The sequence below is a fragment of the Pantoea sp. CFCC18177 genome, from assembly GCF_059412425.1.
The window spans coordinates 1-16,448 of record NZ_JBNBPL010000030.1 but is presented as its reverse complement, the minus strand read 5'-3'; the positions used below and the strand labels follow the sequence as shown (position 1 = coordinate 16,448).

General features: G+C 52.4%; 17 protein-coding genes. 11 read left to right on the top strand and 6 right to left on the bottom strand.

The annotated features are described in order from the left end of the window. Positions 1 to 49: 49 nt before the first annotated feature. From infC to ACPUC8_RS22635, 3 genes are all read right to left on the bottom strand, one after another. Complete coding sequence (gene infC / locus ACPUC8_RS22645) at positions 50 to 601, bottom strand: translation initiation factor IF-3 (protein WP_039335733.1); 552 nt, start codon at positions 599 to 601, stop codon at positions 50 to 52. 4 nt (positions 602 to 605) lie between these two features. Next, on the bottom strand, positions 606 to 2,534 hold the full coding sequence (thrS, locus tag ACPUC8_RS22640) for a threonine--tRNA ligase (protein WP_039335731.1): 1,929 nt from the start codon (positions 2,532 to 2,534) through the stop codon (positions 606 to 608). Between the two features lie 244 nt (positions 2,535 to 2,778). Beyond that, on the bottom strand, positions 2,779 to 3,540 hold the full coding sequence (locus ACPUC8_RS22635; RefSeq protein WP_039335729.1) for a DUF481 domain-containing protein: 762 nt from the start codon (positions 3,538 to 3,540) through the stop codon (positions 2,779 to 2,781). Between the two features lie 330 nt (positions 3,541 to 3,870). On the opposite strand from ACPUC8_RS22635, the gene ghoS reads away from it, so the two are divergent. Continuing rightward, on the top strand, positions 3,871 to 4,161 hold the full coding sequence (gene ghoS, locus ACPUC8_RS22630; protein ID WP_494927398.1) for a type V toxin-antitoxin system endoribonuclease antitoxin GhoS: 291 nt from the start codon (positions 3,871 to 3,873) through the stop codon (positions 4,159 to 4,161). Between the two features lie 89 nt (positions 4,162 to 4,250). Next, positions 4,251 to 5,144, top strand: a complete 894-nt coding sequence (locus ACPUC8_RS22625) for a fructosamine kinase family protein (RefSeq protein ID WP_494927397.1) — start codon at positions 4,251 to 4,253, stop codon at positions 5,142 to 5,144. Between the two features lie 4 nt (positions 5,145 to 5,148). Here the strand turns inward: ACPUC8_RS22625 and ACPUC8_RS22620 are convergent, their stop codons facing one another. After that, complete coding sequence (locus ACPUC8_RS22620) at positions 5,149 to 5,685, bottom strand: YniB family protein (protein ID WP_494927396.1); 537 nt, start codon at positions 5,683 to 5,685, stop codon at positions 5,149 to 5,151. A gap of 143 nt (positions 5,686 to 5,828) precedes the next feature. Between ACPUC8_RS22620 and hxpB the strand changes: the two genes are divergently transcribed. The 6 genes from hxpB to ACPUC8_RS22590 all read left to right on the top strand — a co-directional run bounded on the left by hxpB (position 5,829) and on the right by ACPUC8_RS22590 (position 11,271). Continuing rightward, the gene (gene hxpB, locus ACPUC8_RS22615; RefSeq protein WP_039335911.1) at positions 5,829 to 6,497 is read left to right on the top strand and encodes a hexitol phosphatase HxpB; all 669 of its coding nucleotides are present in this window, start codon (positions 5,829 to 5,831) and stop codon (positions 6,495 to 6,497) included. A 308-nt stretch (positions 6,498 to 6,805) separates the two neighbouring features. Continuing rightward, entirely contained in the window at positions 6,806 to 7,642 is an 837-nt protein-coding gene (gene kduI, locus ACPUC8_RS22610; protein WP_039335914.1) for a 5-dehydro-4-deoxy-D-glucuronate isomerase, read from the top strand. 11 nt (positions 7,643 to 7,653) lie between these two features. After that, positions 7,654 to 8,415 (top strand): 2-dehydro-3-deoxy-D-gluconate 5-dehydrogenase KduD, encoded by a 762-nt coding sequence (gene kduD / locus ACPUC8_RS22605; protein ID WP_039335917.1) that lies wholly within the window; start codon positions 7,654 to 7,656, stop codon positions 8,413 to 8,415. 140 nt (positions 8,416 to 8,555) lie between these two features. Beyond that, the gene (locus tag ACPUC8_RS22600; protein WP_039335932.1) at positions 8,556 to 9,146 is read left to right on the top strand and encodes a metal-dependent hydrolase; all 591 of its coding nucleotides are present in this window, start codon (positions 8,556 to 8,558) and stop codon (positions 9,144 to 9,146) included. Positions 9,147 to 9,299: 153 nt separating this feature from the next. Continuing rightward, complete coding sequence (locus ACPUC8_RS22595; RefSeq protein WP_039335919.1) at positions 9,300 to 10,691, top strand: L-cystine transporter; 1,392 nt, start codon at positions 9,300 to 9,302, stop codon at positions 10,689 to 10,691. A gap of 196 nt (positions 10,692 to 10,887) precedes the next feature. After that, complete coding sequence (locus ACPUC8_RS22590; RefSeq protein ID WP_039335921.1) at positions 10,888 to 11,271, top strand: DUF6515 family protein; 384 nt, start codon at positions 10,888 to 10,890, stop codon at positions 11,269 to 11,271. Between the two features lie 53 nt (positions 11,272 to 11,324). Here ACPUC8_RS22590 and osmE read toward each other — a convergent pair whose 3' ends face one another. Next, positions 11,325 to 11,660: an osmotically-inducible lipoprotein OsmE gene (gene osmE, locus ACPUC8_RS22585; protein ID WP_039335923.1), complete on the bottom strand. Its 336-nt coding sequence runs from the start codon at positions 11,658 to 11,660 to the stop codon at positions 11,325 to 11,327. A 190-nt stretch (positions 11,661 to 11,850) separates the two neighbouring features. Here osmE and ACPUC8_RS22580 point away from each other — a divergent pair, with 190 nt between their 5' ends. The 3 genes from ACPUC8_RS22580 to cho all read left to right on the top strand — a co-directional run bounded on the left by ACPUC8_RS22580 (position 11,851) and on the right by cho (position 14,958). Continuing rightward, positions 11,851 to 13,041 (top strand): multidrug effflux MFS transporter, encoded by a 1,191-nt coding sequence (locus ACPUC8_RS22580; RefSeq protein ID WP_039335924.1) that lies wholly within the window; start codon positions 11,851 to 11,853, stop codon positions 13,039 to 13,041. 117 nt (positions 13,042 to 13,158) lie between these two features. After that, complete coding sequence (nadE, locus tag ACPUC8_RS22575) at positions 13,159 to 13,986, top strand: NAD(+) synthase (RefSeq protein ID WP_494927395.1); 828 nt, start codon at positions 13,159 to 13,161, stop codon at positions 13,984 to 13,986. A gap of 111 nt (positions 13,987 to 14,097) precedes the next feature. Continuing rightward, positions 14,098 to 14,958, top strand: a complete 861-nt coding sequence (cho, locus tag ACPUC8_RS22570; RefSeq protein WP_494927394.1) for an excinuclease Cho — start codon at positions 14,098 to 14,100, stop codon at positions 14,956 to 14,958. A 79-nt stretch (positions 14,959 to 15,037) separates the two neighbouring features. On the opposite strand, the gene spy is transcribed toward cho, so the two are convergent. Further along, positions 15,038 to 15,535 (bottom strand): ATP-independent periplasmic protein-refolding chaperone Spy, encoded by a 498-nt coding sequence (gene spy, locus ACPUC8_RS22565; protein WP_039335930.1) that lies wholly within the window; start codon positions 15,533 to 15,535, stop codon positions 15,038 to 15,040. Between the last annotated feature and the right edge of the window lie 913 nt (positions 15,536 to 16,448).

The following is a 16,448-nucleotide window of genomic DNA, read 5'->3' as shown; positions in this document are numbered from 1 at the left end:
ATAAAATTCCGCACAGCGCAAACGCTGCGCGGGTTTATTACTTGAAGGCCTACTGTTTCTTCTTCGGTGCGAGCACCATGATCATCTGACGACCTTCGATCTTCGAAGGGAAGGATTCGACAATCGCCAGATCTAAATCATCACACAGGTCTTTACGGACGCGGTTAAGCACTTCCATACCGATCTGCTGGTGCGCCATCTCACGACCGCGGAAACGCAGCGTGATTTTGGCTTTATCGCCCTCTTCCAGAAAGCGAATCAGGTTGCGTAGTTTGACCTGATAGTCGCCATCATCGGTACCAGGACGGAATTTAATTTCCTTAACCTGGATAACTTTCTGCTTCTTCTTCTGCTCCTTAGAAGACTTACTCTTTTCATAAAGGAACTTGCCGTAATCCATAATACGGCAAACCGGCGGTTCGGCGTTCGGGCTGATTTCAACTAAATCTACGCCAGCTTCTTCGGCTTTCTCAATTGCTTCACGCAATGAAACGATGCCAAGTTGCTCGCCGTCTACGCCAGTTAAGCGCACTTCGGTAGCACGGATTTCGCCGTTGATACGGTTCGGACGCGTCGGTTGTACTCGTTTTCCGCCTTTAATAACCTTATTCCTCTAATTGGTGAAGATGTCGGCTGCGAATCTCTTGTTGCAGCTTCTCAACAAACACATCTACGTCCATGCTCCCGAGGTCTTTACCACGGCGGGTGCGAACAGCAACTTTGCCTGCTTCCACCTCTTTCTCACCGCAAACCAGCATATAAGGGACGCGACGTAATGTGTGCTCGCGGATTTTAAAGCCTATCTTCTCGTTTCTCAAGTCTGCTTTGACACGAATGCCTGCTTTCTGCAATTTCTTTGTCAATTCGCTGACATAATCTGCCTGGCTGTCGGTGATATTCATCACTACAGCCTGCACGGGTGCCAGCCAGGTCGGGAAGAATCCTGCGAACTCTTCGGTCAGGATGCCAATAAAGCGCTCCATGGACCCCAGAATTGCACGGTGGATCATTACCGGTGTCTGGCGATCGTTGTTTTCACCCACATAAGTGGCGTCCAGACGTTTTGGCAGGGAGAAGTCTAGCTGAACGGTGCCACACTGCCATGCGCGGTCGAGGCAATCGTACAGGGTAAACTCGATTTTCGGGCCGTAGAAGGCGCCTTCTCCTGGCTGATATTCAAACGGAATTTCGTTTTCCTTCAGCGCTTCTGCTAAATCGACTTCCGCACGGTCCCACATTTCGTCGGTACCGATGCGTTTTTCCGGACGGGTAGACAATTTCACCACGATTTTTTCAAAACCGAAGGTGCTGTACATGTCGTACACCATGCGGATACAGCTGTTCACTTCATCACGTACCTGATCTTCGGTACAGAAGACGTGAGCATCATCCTGGGTAAAGCCACGAACACGCATCAGGCCGTGTAAGGCACCTGATGGTTCGTTACGGTGACAGCTACCAAACTCTGCCATGCGCAGCGGCAGGTCACGGTAAGATTTCAGACCCTGATTAAAGATCTGCACGTGTCCTGGGCAGTTCATCGGCTTGATGCAATATTCACGGTTCTCAGAAGAAGTGGTGAACATCGCCTCTTTGTAGTTTTCCCAGTGGCCGGTTTTTTCCCACAGCACGCGGTCCATCATGAACGGACCTTTCACTTCCTGGTAGTCGTACTCTTTCAGCTTGGTACGGACAAACACTTCCAGTTCACGGAAGATAGTCCAGCCGTCGTTGTGCCAGAACACCATGCCTGGCGCTTCTTCCTGCATATGATACAGGTCAAGCTGCTTACCGATTTTACGGTGATCGCGCTTCGCCGCTTCTTCCAGACGCTGCAGATAGGCAGCCAGCTGCTTCTTATCGCCCCACGCTGTACCGTAAATACGCTGCAGCATTTTGTTATCGCTGTTGCCGCGCCAGTAAGCACCGGAAATTTTCTGCAGTTTGAAGTGATGGCAGAAACGCATATTCGGCACGTGCGGACCGCGGCACATGTCGATGTATTCTTCATGATGATACAAACCAGGTTGATCATCGTGACTGATGTTTTCATCAAGAATGGTGGTTTTGTAGCTTTCGCCACGCTCAGCAAACACATCACGTGCTTCCTGCCAGCTCACCTTTTTCTTCACGACATCGTAATTTGTCTCAGCCAGCTGGTGCATGCGCTTTTCCAGCAGCTCAAGATCTTCCTGCGTCAGGGTGTGTTCGAGATCGACATCATAATAGAAGCCGTTATCGATCACCGGACCAATCGCCATTTTGGTATTCGGCCACAGCTGCTTGATTGCATGACCTAACAGGTGCGCGCAAGAGTGACGAATAATTTCCAGACCAGCTTCATCTTTGGCGGTGATAATTGCCACCTGAGCATCTTCGGTGATCGGATCAACCGCATCCACCAATTCGCCATTTACGCGGCCGGCAATACAGGCTTTCGCCAAACCCGGACCGATATCCAGAGCGATATCCATCACGCTGACCGGACGGTCAAAAACGCGCTGGCTGCCATCAGGAAGAGTAATTACTGGCATTTCATATCCTTATTGCAGTGGTAAGCCACACGAAAGCCTACATGCAAGATTCAGTTTCGTTTGAGTAGCCCGGCGTAATGTCAGACCCACGTTGTCGGAATGACGCCAGGAGTGTAAAGCGCCGGAGATAATAGCAGCTTTCACTCGCCAGCAAAACCCATCAAAAATGCGCTAAGCCAAAGAGAGATAAAAAAAAACCGCTACGCGGCACAGACCGGGTAGCGGTTGTTCAATCCGATCTCGCTTACATCGCGTAGGAGAGCTGAATCGTGGTTTTGGTGTCGGTACGATCCGGCGCAGATTCCGGCGGATTGTTGTTCCAGGTCACGTTGTATGCCAGCTTCAAAGCGAAGTGGGCATTGATTGCCACTTGCAGGCCGGTTTCAGAGTTGACGGTGGTGTCATCTCCGAAGCTGCTCAGAACGGAGACACCCTGAATGAACTTGGTGGTGTCCGTCAGCTGCCACTGATAGCTGACCGCGCCATAACCCAGCGCTTTGGTTTCATGACCACCCGCGTGGAAATCGTCATAACGCACACCCGGACCGAATTCAGCACGCAGTGAGTGCACTGGGCCGTTCAGGATCTGGCGACCATAACCTGCAGTCAGTACGTCACGTGAATCATAACCGTTGAAACGATCGCTCAACCAGCTTGCCTGACCGAACAGGTAGTCAGCGCTGTTGAGGTTGTAACGGGTACGGCCACCGAGGCTGTAAGTCTCTGACGAACGCTCATCATTTGAGGAGTTGTTCGCAGCATTACCCCAAAGACTGTAAGCGGTGTTGGTCTGATACCAGGTCATGTTGGTCGCAGCACTCAGCGCTGAGCTGGTGGTGTTACCGGTCTGAGCCAGATATCCCGCTGACGCGCTGCCTTCAAACGGTTTTTTCGCCGTTGAAGGGTCATCCATGGAGGTGAATACGGTGTTATCTGCAAATGCCTGGTGACAAAATGCTCCAGCAGAGAGCAATAAAACAGCGGACAGCTTATTAAAGGCTTTCATTAAATGTGACCCGTACGACAGTTTAAAAAATGATGAGTCTGAAGAGTTTTCCCGGCCAATCAATGCAATTTACGGTAAGTTTTGTAAAAAAATATGAAAGCGCCAGAAAAGCCAGGTTTCGTGTGGAAACCGCCCGTGGAATGAGACCTTTCCCATTTCCGGCGCGCATTATAAGAGGCAATTAGCGAAATAGCAGCTTAATTGCTACAAGAATTTTCCGAACCCTGCTGACACAGATTTACGCCCCTTCCCGGTCAGAATTGAGCAGAATTCGCTCTATCCGTTGCGCTGGTCTACGCTGAAATTTGTTCCATTACAATGAGGTGAAAGATGAGCGACCATGACCTTAAACGTTACGTTGTCACGCTAAACTATCTGGATGCGAGCTTAAGTGATTTGCAGTCCCTGAACAGTGTCATGGTAAATGGCGGTTATAGCACCACGTTGCACGATGAGAACGGCCACGCACATGAGTTGGGTACAAATAGTTATGGCCTGATAAGTGCACTGGAACAGCAGGATGTCATCGAGCAAACAATCGGGTTAGCTGAAGTGGCTTTGCATCGTAAACCGGAAGTGGTGGTCACCACTCTGAACGCTTTTTTGAAGGCGCAATCCTGAAGCGTGCAAAAATTAGGCAGCACCACTGGTTTTGCTGAAGTTTTGCGCGTTACAATCACACTTACGCAGCGAATAAAGAGGATTACCCAATGTGGTCAGCCGTTAGTCGTCTGTTAAGCGAACATGTCGGCAGTGCCGAAATCACTGAACGTCACGAGTTACTCGGTGGAGATGTCCATCCTGCCTGGCGTATTCGTTATGGTGAATTGGAGGTGTTCGTTAAGTGTAATACCCGCGATATGCTCACCCTGTTCAGTTGGGAAGCCGATCAACTTGATTTGCTCGCGCGTACCCAGACCGTTCGCGTACCCAAGGTGTATGGCGTAGGCAGCGATCGCGACAGCAGTTTTCTGCTGCTGGAGTATATTCATCCCGACCCTCTCAATGAGCACAGTGCCTTCCAACTCGGTCAACAATTAGCGCATCTGCACCAATGGAGTGAGCAGCCGCAGTTTGGCCTCGACTACGACAATAACATCACCACATCACCGCAACCCAACAGTTGGCTACGGCGCTGGTCCGTGTTCTTCGCTGAACAACGTATTGGATGGCAGTTACAACTCGCGGCTGAAAAAGGGGTGCAGTACGGCAATACAGAGTTGATTGTTGATTGTGTGCAGCGCGCCCTGGCTAACCATCATCCTCAGCCCTCTTTGTTACACGGTGATTTGTGGCCTGCTAACTGTGCAGGCAGCAGCAGCGGGCCATGGTTGTTTGATCCGGCCTGTTATTGGGGAGATCGCGAATGTGATTTAGCAATGCTGAGCTATTACGCCGATTTGCCTCGGCAGATTTACGAGGGTTACCACGCCGTGTGGCCGCTGGCGGAAGGTTTTTCACAGCGTCAGCCGGTTTACCAACTGTATTATCTGTTGAACCGTGCCAATGTGTTTGCTGGCAACTGGGCAAATGAAGCGCAATTCGCCATTGACCAGTTGCTGGAAGAAGATGTGTCAGGACAGCGTCAGGCCAAACCGGCCTGACCGCTTAAAGCATGCCTAACAGCTTGAGTACAAAGTATCCGGCAATCACAATGACGATGGGCAGGATATAGAGCGGGAATATCTGTAGCAGGATGGTGTGGCGCGGCACATGGATTTTTTCTTCCAGCTGCGCGCGAGTCCGCCCTTCCGAACCTTTCGCTTGCTCCAGAATCATTTGATCCTCTATCCCTTCTTTAATATGGCGAGATTGACGCCACATCCGTGCACCAGACGCCTGCAACGCAATCCCGACAAAGATCAGGATGTAGATGATCCAGAAGCCGATGTTGGCACCGCCGTTGAATTCAGGCACCGGAGAGTTTTGCCAAAATACGTTTAAAAACGGCGTGTTGAACTTGACCATATCCACCATGACGTGGACAAAATCGAGCATGACGGCATCAATGCCAGGCTGCTTTTCACTGTGTTTAAACATGAAGCCGAGGATTGAGATGATGGTCGATAGCAGCGCTGGAATGAAAATGACCCAGCCGGCCACTCGCTTAAGGATGGCGATGCGGCCAGCCTGTTGATAAGTCATGGTGTTTCCTTCACATACAGTAGTTTTGCCCTAAGTCTACCTGCACTGATGCATTTTTTCCTGAAAAATGCGTAACCTGCCGTGAGTCGGTTTTCCAGGCCTGCCATGTTAAGGTATGACAAATTTTTAAACGGAGCTGTTGTATGTCTTATCGTCGCCCTGTCGTGGCCGCTATTTTTGATATGGACGGATTGCTGATCGATTCAGAGCCGTTATGGGATCAGGCCGAGCTGGATATTTTTTCCAGTCTGGGTGTGGATATCTCCCGCCGCCACGAACTGCCGGATACCTTAGGTCTGCGTATTGATCAGACCGTGCGCATGTGGTTTGAAGCGCTGCCGTGGAATGGGCCAGATCAAGCCGAAGTGACGCAGCGGATTATTGCGCGTGCGCTGGGCTTAGTTGAGGAGACACGACCACTGTTGCCGGGTGTGGAGCAGGCTCTGCAACTTTGCCAACAGCAGGGATTAAAAATCGCCCTCGCCTCTGCGTCTCCTCTGTTTATGTTAGAGCGTGTGCTGGAGATGTTCGATCTGCGTCACTATTTCGATGCTATTGCGTCGGCGGAAGCCCTTCCTTATAGCAAGCCACATCCTCAGGTGTATCTGGATGCTGCCGCTAAGTTGGGTGTTGATCCGTTGAACTGCGTGACGCTGGAAGATTCGTTTAATGGCATGATCGCCACTAAAGCTGCACGCATGCGTTCCATCGTGGTGCCAGCGGAATCGCATCGTGACGATGCACGTTGGGCGCTGGCGAATGTGAAGCTGGCGGATTTGACAGAGCTGCGGGCTGAGCATCTGTTTAACTAATGCCATCGGTTCGGTCGCTGTACGTTCAGGCGCTCAAGCCAGGACAGACCCGTCCGATCGCAAAGACAACACGCATCCCTGCAGATCGGCCGGGCCATCCTTGGCCCGGACGCTTTGCTCTTCGGACGGGTCTGTCCTGTCTATAGCACGTTAATCATCGCTTTAATAAATGCATGCATTGTGCGTTTTTGATCGTCCACACAAATAAATAAAACAACGTTTCATTTTTATTGAATTACCATCCCATCCTGCCTAAGATGCCCAAAGACCCGATTCGGGACACTTCCTTTAACATTGAGAGGCCTGAGATGGACGTTCGTCAAAGCATCCACAGTGAGCATGCAAAGAATCTCGATACTGCGGGACTGCGCCGCGAATTCTTGATCGAAAAGATCTTTGAGGCAGATAACTACACACTGACCTACAGCCATATTGACCGCATCATTATCGGTGGCGTGATGCCGGTGCAGCAGTCGGTGACTATCGGAGAGGAAGTCGGCAAGCAGTTGGGCGTCAGCTATTTTCTTGAACGCCGTGAATTAGGGGTGATAAATGTCGGCGGGCCGGGATTGATTGACGTTGATGGTAAAACCTGGGAGATCGGCCATCAGGAGGCCCTGTATGTGGGGCAAGGGACGAAGCGCGTCATCTTCCGCAGCAGCGATGCCCGCCATCCTGCAAAGTTCTACTACAACAGTGCACCGGCGCATACGCGCTATCCCGACAGGAAAATCACGCTGGAGGATGCCGTCAAAGCCACACTGGGCGATGCCGCCACCTCGAACCGTCGCACCATCAATAAATTCATCGTGCCGGACGTCCTTCCCACCTGTCAGCTCACCATGGGATTGACCCGCCTTGATGATGGTAACCTGTGGAATACCATGCCCTGCCATACCCATGAGCGCCGCATGGAAGTGTACTTCTATTTTGATATGCCAGATGACAGCGCCGTGTTTCATATGATGGGACAACCACAAGAGACGCGCCATTTACTGGTGCATAACGAGCAAGCGGTTATCTCACCCAGTTGGTCTATCCACGCCGGTGTCGGCACCCAACGCTATACCTTTATCTGGGGCATGGTCGGTGAAAATCAGGTGTTTGATGATATGGACCACGTCAGTATCAGCGCGCTGCGCTAACAGGAGGCACAATGATCCTTAACGCATTCAATCTCGAAGGCAAAGTTGCGCTGGTGACCGGCTGTAATACTGGCTTAGGCCAGGGGATGGCATTGGGTCTGGCGCAAGCAGGCTGCGATATCATTGGAGTAAACCGCGCAGGTCCGGCTGATACCCAAGCCAAAGTCGCAGCGTTGGGGCGGCGCTTCTGGTCCATTCAGGCCGATCTCACCAAGCCGACAGGGGTGCCGCACATTGTCGAGCAAGCCGTTGCCTGTGCCGGGCGCATTGATATCCTGGTCAACAATGCCGGTATTATTCGCCGCGAAGATGCACTCAATTTTAGTGAGCAAGACTGGGATGATGTGATGAACATCAACAGCAAAAGCCTGTTTTTCCTGTCTCAGCACGTTGCCCGCCAGTTTATTGCGCAGGGTAACGGCGGCAAGATCATTAACATTGCCTCAATGTTGTCATTCCAGGGCGGTATTCGCGTACCTTCTTATACCGCATCGAAAAGCGCAGTAATGGGCTTAACCCGCCTGATGGCGAATGAGTGGGCCAAACACGGCATCAACGTCAACGCTATTGCACCGGGTTATATGGCAACCAATAACACCGAGCAACTGCGCAGCGACGAATCGCGTAATGAAGAGATCCTGGGACGTATTCCATCGGGCCGTTGGGGTAACCCCGATGACATGATGGGGCCGATCGTGTTTCTCGCCTCAAGCGCGTCTGACTATGTTCAGGGATATACGTTGGCCGTCGATGGTGGATGGTTAGCACGCTAAGCTAACCTGTTCTTTTCCCGCGTCATTATGACGCGGGGGAAGTGAAAAATATTAACGCTTCGTTACAGCGTCACCATTCTCATTTACTGGATAAATCCCTATACTGGATGCATCGACAGTTTTTGCAGCCAGGTTTCATCATGACGGCCGAAGGCCATATCATTTTTGCCATTGCCAGCGCGATTTTTGCCAAGCGCGCGGAGTTGACGCCGGTTTTGGCTAGCGCCGATTGGTGGCATCTTGTGCCTGCTGCGCTGTTGACTTGCCTGCTGCCTGATATCGATCATCCTAAATCCGTGCTGGGCCAGCGTTTAAGATGGATATCCCATCCGATTGCGCGCGCCTTCGGCCATCGCGGCTTTACGCACAGCTTGCTGGCGGTCGCGGTCAGCTTGTGGCTGTTCCAGATTAATGTTCCCGCCGACTGGTTTTTACCCGCAGATGTGTTGCAGGGCATGACGCTGGGTTATCTCAGCCATATCATCGCCGATATGCTTACCCCCGCTGGCGTCCCGCTGCTGTGGCCCTGCCGCTGGCGCTTTCGCCTACCTTTGCTGAATAGCCAGAAAGGCAATCAACTAGAGCGTGCGTTGTGCCTGGCATTGGTGGGTTATGCACTGTGGTTCCCGCCCGGCACGCCCTCTTTTGGTGCTAACGGCTGGCCAGAACAACTGTTCAATACGCTACAAAATGGAGTGGGTCGGGTAATAAACGGACAGAAAGAGCAATAAGCATACAAATTGCGAGATTTAGTTATAAGCCATTCTTTTTGGATATAAGCCTGCACTTTCATGAACTGGTAACATTCCTGACATTCCCTGACGGGAATTGACTATTTTCCGCGCCAGCTCATGACGCTGCGCGGCTCATCTCTGGAGTCGAGCATGGATTTTCCCCTCATTCTTAATATCGTGGCCTTTGTCGCGCTGCTGATTGTTCTCAATCGCATTGGCAACCAAAGCTGGAGTTTGTCGAAGCGCGTACTCACCGGTCTGGTGTTTGGCGTGTTTTTCGGTTTGGCGCTGCAAACCATTTATGGTGAGAACAGCCCGGTCGTGAAGGACTCGATTAGCTGGTTCAATATTGTCGGTAATGGCTATGTGCAGTTGCTGCAGATGATCGTCATGCCTTTAGTGTTTGCCTCTATCCTCAGTGCCGTTGCGCGTCTGCATAATGCTTCTTCACTGGGCAAAATCAGCGTACTGACCATTGGTGTGCTGCTGTTTACCACCGCCATCTCCGCCTTGGTAGGCGTGCTGGTCACCGGACTGTTTGGCCTGAGCGCGGAAGGTTTAGTGCAAGGTGCCCAGGAAACCGCCCGTCTGAGCGCGATTCAGAGCAACTATGTCGGCAAAGTGGCTGATTTGAGTACGCCGCAGTTACTGCTCTCCTTTATCCCGAAAAATCCGTTTGCGGACATGGCGGGTGCTAACCCAACCTCAATCATCAGCGTGGTGATTTTCGCCGCCTTCCTTGGTGTCGCGGCTTTGCAGTTGTTGAAAGATGACAAAGTCAAAGGCGAGCGTGTGCTGGTAGCTATCGATACCCTGCAATCCTGGGTGATGAAGCTGGTGCGTTTGATCATGAAGCTCACCCCTTACGGCGTGCTGGCGTTGATGACCAAAGTGGTAGCGGGCTCTAACCTGCAAGACATCATCAAACTGGGTGGTTTCGTGGTGGCTTCTTACCTTGGTCTGGCCATCATGTTCGGGGTGCATGCCCTGCTGCTGTCAGTTAATGGCATTAACCCAATGCGTTTCTTCCGCAAAGTGTGGCCAGTGATTACCTTCGCCTTCACCAGCCGTTCCAGCGCGGCCAGCATTCCGTTGAATGTGGAGACGCAGACGCGCCGCCTGGGTGTGCCAGAATCGATTGCCAGCTTCTCTGCCTCGTTTGGTGCCACTATCGGTCAGAACGGCTGTGCTGGTCTCTATCCGACCATGTTGGCGGTGATGGTCGCGCCAACCGTGGGCATCAATCCATTTGATCCGATGTGGATTGCCACCCTGGTCGGTATCGTCACTCTCAGCTCTGCCGGTGTGGCTGGCGTGGGTGGTGGTGCCACCTTCGCGGCACTGATTGTCTTGCCTGCGATGGGTCTGCCAGTGACGTTAGTCGCCCTGTTGATCTCCATCGAACCGTTAATTGATATGGGCCGTACCGCCTTGAACGTCAATGGTTCGATGACGGCCGGTTCTTTGACCAGCCGCTGGCTCGGTTTGACCGATAAAAAAGTACTGGAAAGCGACGAACACGCCGAACTGGCGCACCGCTAATCTTCCACAGCCAGACAACGGCAGGCCGCAAAGCCTGCCGTTTTTTTTGGCTTCAGCTCCGCAATTCAGCCTAATCGTGGTGCCAGCGTCAGGAAAGTGTTAAGCATGGTAAACAGACGAAAAATCAGCCATTTTTCACTTGAGTTTTAGCGTGCAAAGGCTAATTCTGCTATCAGTCATAGCAGGAGAAACACCGATGAAAAACGTTATCGCCTCGGTGCTGGCGTTAACCTTATTAACACCAGCCATTAGTTTTGCCCACCCTTACGGATGGGGACCAGGTCCAGGTCCACATTGGGGTGGCGGTCCACGTTGGGGTGGCCCCGGCCCGCTGCGCTTCTTACCTGAAGCGGCAACTGCGGTGCTGATCGGCGGCCTGACCTATTACATGCTGAATGGCAATTACTATCAACGTCAGGGTGACACCTACGTCGTGGTGCAAGCGCCTGAAGCGCCACCATCAGGCGGTATGCGGGTGCTGGATTTCAACGGTAAGCGCTACTATGTGCAGGAAGGCCACTATTACCAGCGCGAAGTCGGTGGTAATTATGTCGAGGTGCCGCGTCCCTACGGACTCTAAGCCCAACGAAAAACGGCCCGTCTTAGACGGGCCGCTTCGTTAATCTGTCACGCTTACTGTGCGGCTTGCGGGTCAGTATCGTAATCTTTGCAGCTCTGGAAACCGTAGTTCATGACGCGACCCACATCGTTGTAACTCACGAAGTAGGTTTGTTGTTTACCATCACGCTCACCGATAACATAAGTCTGGCAAGTACCACGGGCATGCACCATGGTAATTTCAGTCGACGGCGGTCCAGCAATCTGGCGAACCTGGTCGCGGGTCATGCCTTTTTTCACATCCTTCACCACCGGCTTAGTCACATAGCTTTCGGCTTTGTCATAAGTCGTACAACCAGACAGGGCTACCAGCGTTAACGCAGTAGCGATACATCCCAGCACTTTATTCATCTTTATATTCCTCATACTTTGTCCATGTCACACTAATCCTGGAACATAAATCCAGATTTATCAAATCACTGGCTTCGCTTTCAGCCCATTCTGAAGCGTTAGTTTTTCGTAAAGTTGCTGTGTTGCGGCCTCCCGCTTCGTATAATCCTCCGGCAAAAAAATCTTAAGACAGAAAGAAAACAGAGGATCAATGACACCTGCACACTCCAATCGGCTGGTTTACGCCATTACGCTCGGCTTGCTGGCGGCACTCGGGCCGTTATGTATCGACCTGTATTTACCCGCACTACCAGAACTGGCTCGCGACCTGCACACCGAAACCGCCACAGCACAGCTGAGTTTAACCGCCGGTCTGCTAGGTCTGGGCGCAGGCCAACTGCTGTTTGGTCCCATGAGCGACAAATTCGGTCGTATTAAACCGTTGCTGTTATCGCTGGTGCTGCTGTTTATTGCCTCGATTGGCTGCGCACTGGCTAAAGATATTCATTCACTGCTGGTCGCTCGCCTGTTTGAAGGCTTAGCGGGCGCGGGCGGCGCAGTCCTGTCGAGAGCCATCGCGCGCGATATGTACAGCGGCCATGAATTAACGCGATTCTTCGCGCTGTTGATGTTAGTTAACGGCCTGGCACCGATTGGTGCACCGGTGCTTGGTGGCGTACTGATGACGGTGCTGAACTGGCGCGGCATTTTCGTGGTGTTGGGCTGTATTGCGGTGTTACTGATTTTCCTCGCGCGCTGGAAGCTACACGAAACCTTGCCCGCTGAACGTCGTAGCCAGGGCTCGATCTTTTCCGCATGGGCCGCGCTGGGCCAGGTTGTCACCCATCGTCCCTTTATGGGCTTCTGCCTGACGCAAGGTTTCATGATGTCAGGGATGTTTGCTTACATCGGCGCATCGCCATTTGTACTGCAACAGATTTATGGTTTATCACCGCAGGCGTTCAGTTTTTGCTTCGCTGCTAACGGCATCGGTCTGATTATTGCATCACAAACCAGTGCCCGATTGTGCCCGCTGTGGGGTGAGTATCGCGTGTTGAAAGGGGGACTAGCATTGGCATTCGTCGCCTCAAGCTGTCTGTTGCTGGCGGGACTGACCCACGCTGCCCTGCCGGTGATTTTGGTTGCGCTGTTCTTTACCATCGCCAGCAACGGTGTGATTGCCACCACCGCGTCATCCCTGGCGATGCAGAGCCAGGGACATCGCGCAGGCAGTGCCTCAGCGGTCATTGGTGTCACCATGTTTACGCTGGGCGCAATCAGCGTGCCCGTCACCGGACTGGGCGGCACCTCGGTAGTCAGCATGACGGGTACTATTTTTGGCTGCTTCATGCTGGCAATTTTGATGTTCATCGTATTGGCGAAAAAGCCTAAAAGCGCCTGAAAATCCTGCAAATAAGTGCGACAGCAAGCCTCGCGGCTTGTTGTTTGCCAGCAGAGGGGTTAGCTTTAACAAATGATTCGCATTGTGCCGTCAGGCTACAGACTTGAGGAGAGGTTCATGTCACTGCAGCAGGAAATCATTGAAGCCCTTGGTGTAAAACCCGTTATCGATGCACAGCAGGAAATCCGCGTAAGCGTTGATTTTCTGAAGTCCTACCTGAAAGCCAATCCCTTTTTAAAAACTCTGGTGCTGGGTATCAGTGGCGGCCAGGACTCTACGCTCACCGGCATCTTGTCACAAACCGCAATTCGCGAACTGCGTGAAGAAACCGGCGACAACGATTACACCTTTATTGCGGTACGCCTGCCGTACGGTGTGCAGGCTGATGAACAGGATTGTCAGGATGCGCTGGCATTTATCCAGCCAGACCGCACGCTGGTGGTGAATATCAAAGAGGCGATTCTGGCCAGTGAACGTGCGCTGAAAGAAGCGGGCATCGTGGTCTCTGATTTTGTGCGCGGCAACGAGAAAGCCCGTGAGCGTATGAAAGCGCAGTACAGCATCGCTGGGATGACCAAAGGGGCTGTCGTCGGTACCGACCACGCGGCAGAAGCCATTACCGGTTTCTTCACCAAATACGGTGATGGCGGCAGTGACATTAACCCAATCTTCCGTCTGCACAAAGGTCAGGGCAAACAGTTGCTGAAAACTCTGGGCTGCCCGGAACATCTTTACCTGAAGCACCCAACGGCTGACCTGGAAGATGATCGCCCTGGCTTGCAGGATGAAGTGGCGCTTGGCGTCACTTACCAGCAGATTGATGCCTATCTGGAAGGTAAAACCATTGATGCCGCCGCTGCGAAAACCATCGAAGGCTGGTATCTGAAAACCGAACACAAACGTCGCCCACCGATCACTGTGTTTGACGATTTCTGGAAGAAGTAATCTCTTAGCGTTTCCCGCGATACCGGCGGGAAACGCCCTCTTCAGCCACGCGTTGGCGAAATAAGCACCTGCCTGATATACTGGACGAACAACCAGTAATCGGAGTGAGCTTTGGTCAGACGTGCTGCCAGCCACCGCCTCGATTTTGATGCGGCGGCCATTTATCAATATCCCGAACATCTTCGCCAATGGCTGGAAGGATTACCCAATCAGCCTGGGGTGTACACCTTTCACGGTGACAGCGAAAACTTACCTTTGTATATCGGTAAAAGCGTCAACCTGCGCAGTCGCGTGATGGCGCATTTTCGTACGCCCGATGAAGCCAGCATGTTGCGCCAGGCGCGACGCGTCACTTGGATACCCACCGCCGGCGATTTGGGCGCACAGCTGCTTGAAGCGCAAATGATCAAAACACAGCAGCCGCTGTTCAATAAACGCCTGCGTAAGAATCGTCAGCTCTGTTCACTGCAACTTGACGCTGGCGCGCCGCAGGTGGTTTACGCAAAAGATCTCGATTTCTCCTGCTCACCCAATCTTTACGGTCTGTTCCGCAGTCGTTTTGCCGCGCTGGAAAAGCTTAAATCCATCGCCGATGAACAGCGGTTGTGCCATGGGTTATTAGGATTAGAGCGCTTGAGTCCAGGACGAGGCTGTTTCCGCGCCGCACTAAAGCGCTGTGCCGGAGCCTGTTGTGGCAACGAATCGGTTGAGGATCATCAGCAACGTTTGCATGCGGCGCTAGAGCAGATGCGCGTGGTGTGTTGGCCGTGGCAAGGTCCCGTTGGCATGGTGGAAGTCGGTACAGAGATGACGCAGATCCACGTGATTGATCATTGGTTCTGGCTGGGTTCAGTCACAACAGAGGCTGAAGCGCGTCAACTACAGCGCGCGCGTCATGGCTTCGACCATGACGGATATAAAATTCTCTGCCGTCCCCTGCTCTCTGGCGTCTTCCCGCTTATCGAGCTTTAAAAACAAAACCGCCGACGCTGCCCAAAGCATCAGATGCAGTGGACAACGTCGGCGGTCTCAAACCGATTAGCTAAACGGCTTATTCACCATCAGCCGGCGGTGGCGGCATTTTACCGTCATGCGGGCCTTTCTCTGTCAGACGTTTCTCAAAATTAGCGTTGTACTGTTTTTTCTGCTCAGGCGTCAGCACGTTGTAAATCTTGTTCTGAGTTTCCATCATCTTCAGCGCACGATCTTTTGCGTTGGCGGTCATTTTCTCGGCCTGCGCTTCTGCTTTCGCCTTATCGAAGGTATCGGAAGCAATGATGCTGTGGTTCGCACGGCGCTCTTCCAGCGACGGACGTTTCATATCTTTATGGCTGTCACGCATGATGGTTTTGATCTGGGCTTTCTGCGCGTCAGTCAGATTAAGGCCTTTAAACATCATCTCCATGCCGTGATGGCGCATCGGCGGCTTGTGCATCGGCTTTTCGCTACCCGCTGGCGGTGGTGTGAGGTTGTCCGCAGCAGCGTGGACGATGTTGGCAGCACCAAGAGCCATTGTAGTAGCCAGGAACAGGGAAGTGAGTTTACGCATAATATTGTCCTTACTATTCAGTTTCATGACGACAAGGTGTGTCGCGTCTTCGGAAACAAGCATACGACGCCAAACGTCAACTACTCAGAGGCTGAGTAAAGCCCTGAAAGCATAAAAGACAAAGATCAGGCAATCATGGAGAGAAAGAGAAGAAATGCGTGAGGAATTGCAAAAGAGTATGACAATCAAGAAGAAATGCGCAGGAATTAAGGAGGAGTGTAACGGTATTGTCGGATTTGAGGAAGGAAAATATCGGTCTGTTAAAGGATGCCAGATATCGTCGTGCGCAACCTTCAGGCCCGCCCCTTGCCCCCGACCGTGACGGCGCGATTTATCGCACCAACAGGAAGTTATTCCGCTGCTTAAAGGCGCGCAATAAATTGCGTAATGCTCGTCAGTTAAGAACTCTGGTTGCTCATTGATAAGTGGCCTGTCTTTTCAGTGCGGGCTCTGCCGCCACTACTGCCCCCTCTGGGCCGTCCTCGCGCCGCTAAAGCGGTACCTTCGACTTCCACGTCGTGCCGGACGGACCGTTCGTGGGTGACCGTCCATGGTCGGCCGCGAACTGCCCCACGCCTCCCCGCGTGGGGCTCCTGGCCCAACGTAAAAGTCTCAGCGCTGCGGATAACCCTGAGGGGGCAGTAGAGGCGTCATAGCCTCAGACAATGTGCCCTGACAAGTCGCACTGAAGCTGATGAGCTGGCTGGGGCCGCACCGGGGCTGGCATTCCGCAGCGCTGAGCTGAGCGAGTATGCCAAGATAGCCCGCAGGACGCGGGCGAAAGGTGGCGCTGGAACATGGATGTTCCATCGTGGACTGAACCCATAATGTTGGACTGTAAAACGACATAATGGGGATAAATCATGAAGCCCAAATATTCCACTCAATTCAAGTTAAAGGTCGTGCGTTACTT

Excerpts from the sequence above, each read along its gene's own strand:
- thrS (WP_039335731.1), bottom strand. The coding sequence starts at position 2,534 with ATGCCAGTAATTACTCTTCCTGATGGCAGCCAGCGCGTTTTTGACCGT.
- ACPUC8_RS22635 (WP_039335729.1), bottom strand. The coding sequence starts at position 3,540 with ATGAAAGCCTTTAATAAGCTGTCCGCTGTTTTATTGCTCTCTGCTGGA.
- ghoS (WP_494927398.1), top strand. The coding sequence starts at position 3,871 with ATGAGCGACCATGACCTTAAACGTTACGTTGTCACGCTAAACTATCTG.
- ACPUC8_RS22625 (WP_494927397.1), top strand. The coding sequence starts at position 4,251 with ATGTGGTCAGCCGTTAGTCGTCTGTTAAGCGAACATGTCGGCAGTGCC.
- ACPUC8_RS22620 (WP_494927396.1), bottom strand. The coding sequence starts at position 5,685 with ATGACTTATCAACAGGCTGGCCGCATCGCCATCCTTAAGCGAGTGGCC.
- hxpB (WP_039335911.1), top strand. The coding sequence starts at position 5,829 with ATGTCTTATCGTCGCCCTGTCGTGGCCGCTATTTTTGATATGGACGGA.
- kduI (WP_039335914.1), top strand. The coding sequence starts at position 6,806 with ATGGACGTTCGTCAAAGCATCCACAGTGAGCATGCAAAGAATCTCGAT.
- kduD (WP_039335917.1), top strand. The coding sequence starts at position 7,654 with ATGATCCTTAACGCATTCAATCTCGAAGGCAAAGTTGCGCTGGTGACC.
- ACPUC8_RS22600 (WP_039335932.1), top strand. The coding sequence starts at position 8,556 with ATGACGGCCGAAGGCCATATCATTTTTGCCATTGCCAGCGCGATTTTT.
- ACPUC8_RS22595 (WP_039335919.1), top strand. The coding sequence starts at position 9,300 with ATGGATTTTCCCCTCATTCTTAATATCGTGGCCTTTGTCGCGCTGCTG.
- ACPUC8_RS22590 (WP_039335921.1), top strand. The coding sequence starts at position 10,888 with ATGAAAAACGTTATCGCCTCGGTGCTGGCGTTAACCTTATTAACACCA.
- osmE (WP_039335923.1), bottom strand. The coding sequence starts at position 11,660 with ATGAATAAAGTGCTGGGATGTATCGCTACTGCGTTAACGCTGGTAGCC.
- ACPUC8_RS22580 (WP_039335924.1), top strand. The coding sequence starts at position 11,851 with ATGACACCTGCACACTCCAATCGGCTGGTTTACGCCATTACGCTCGGC.
- nadE (WP_494927395.1), top strand. The coding sequence starts at position 13,159 with ATGTCACTGCAGCAGGAAATCATTGAAGCCCTTGGTGTAAAACCCGTT.
- spy (WP_039335930.1), bottom strand. The coding sequence starts at position 15,535 with ATGCGTAAACTCACTTCCCTGTTCCTGGCTACTACAATGGCTCTTGGT.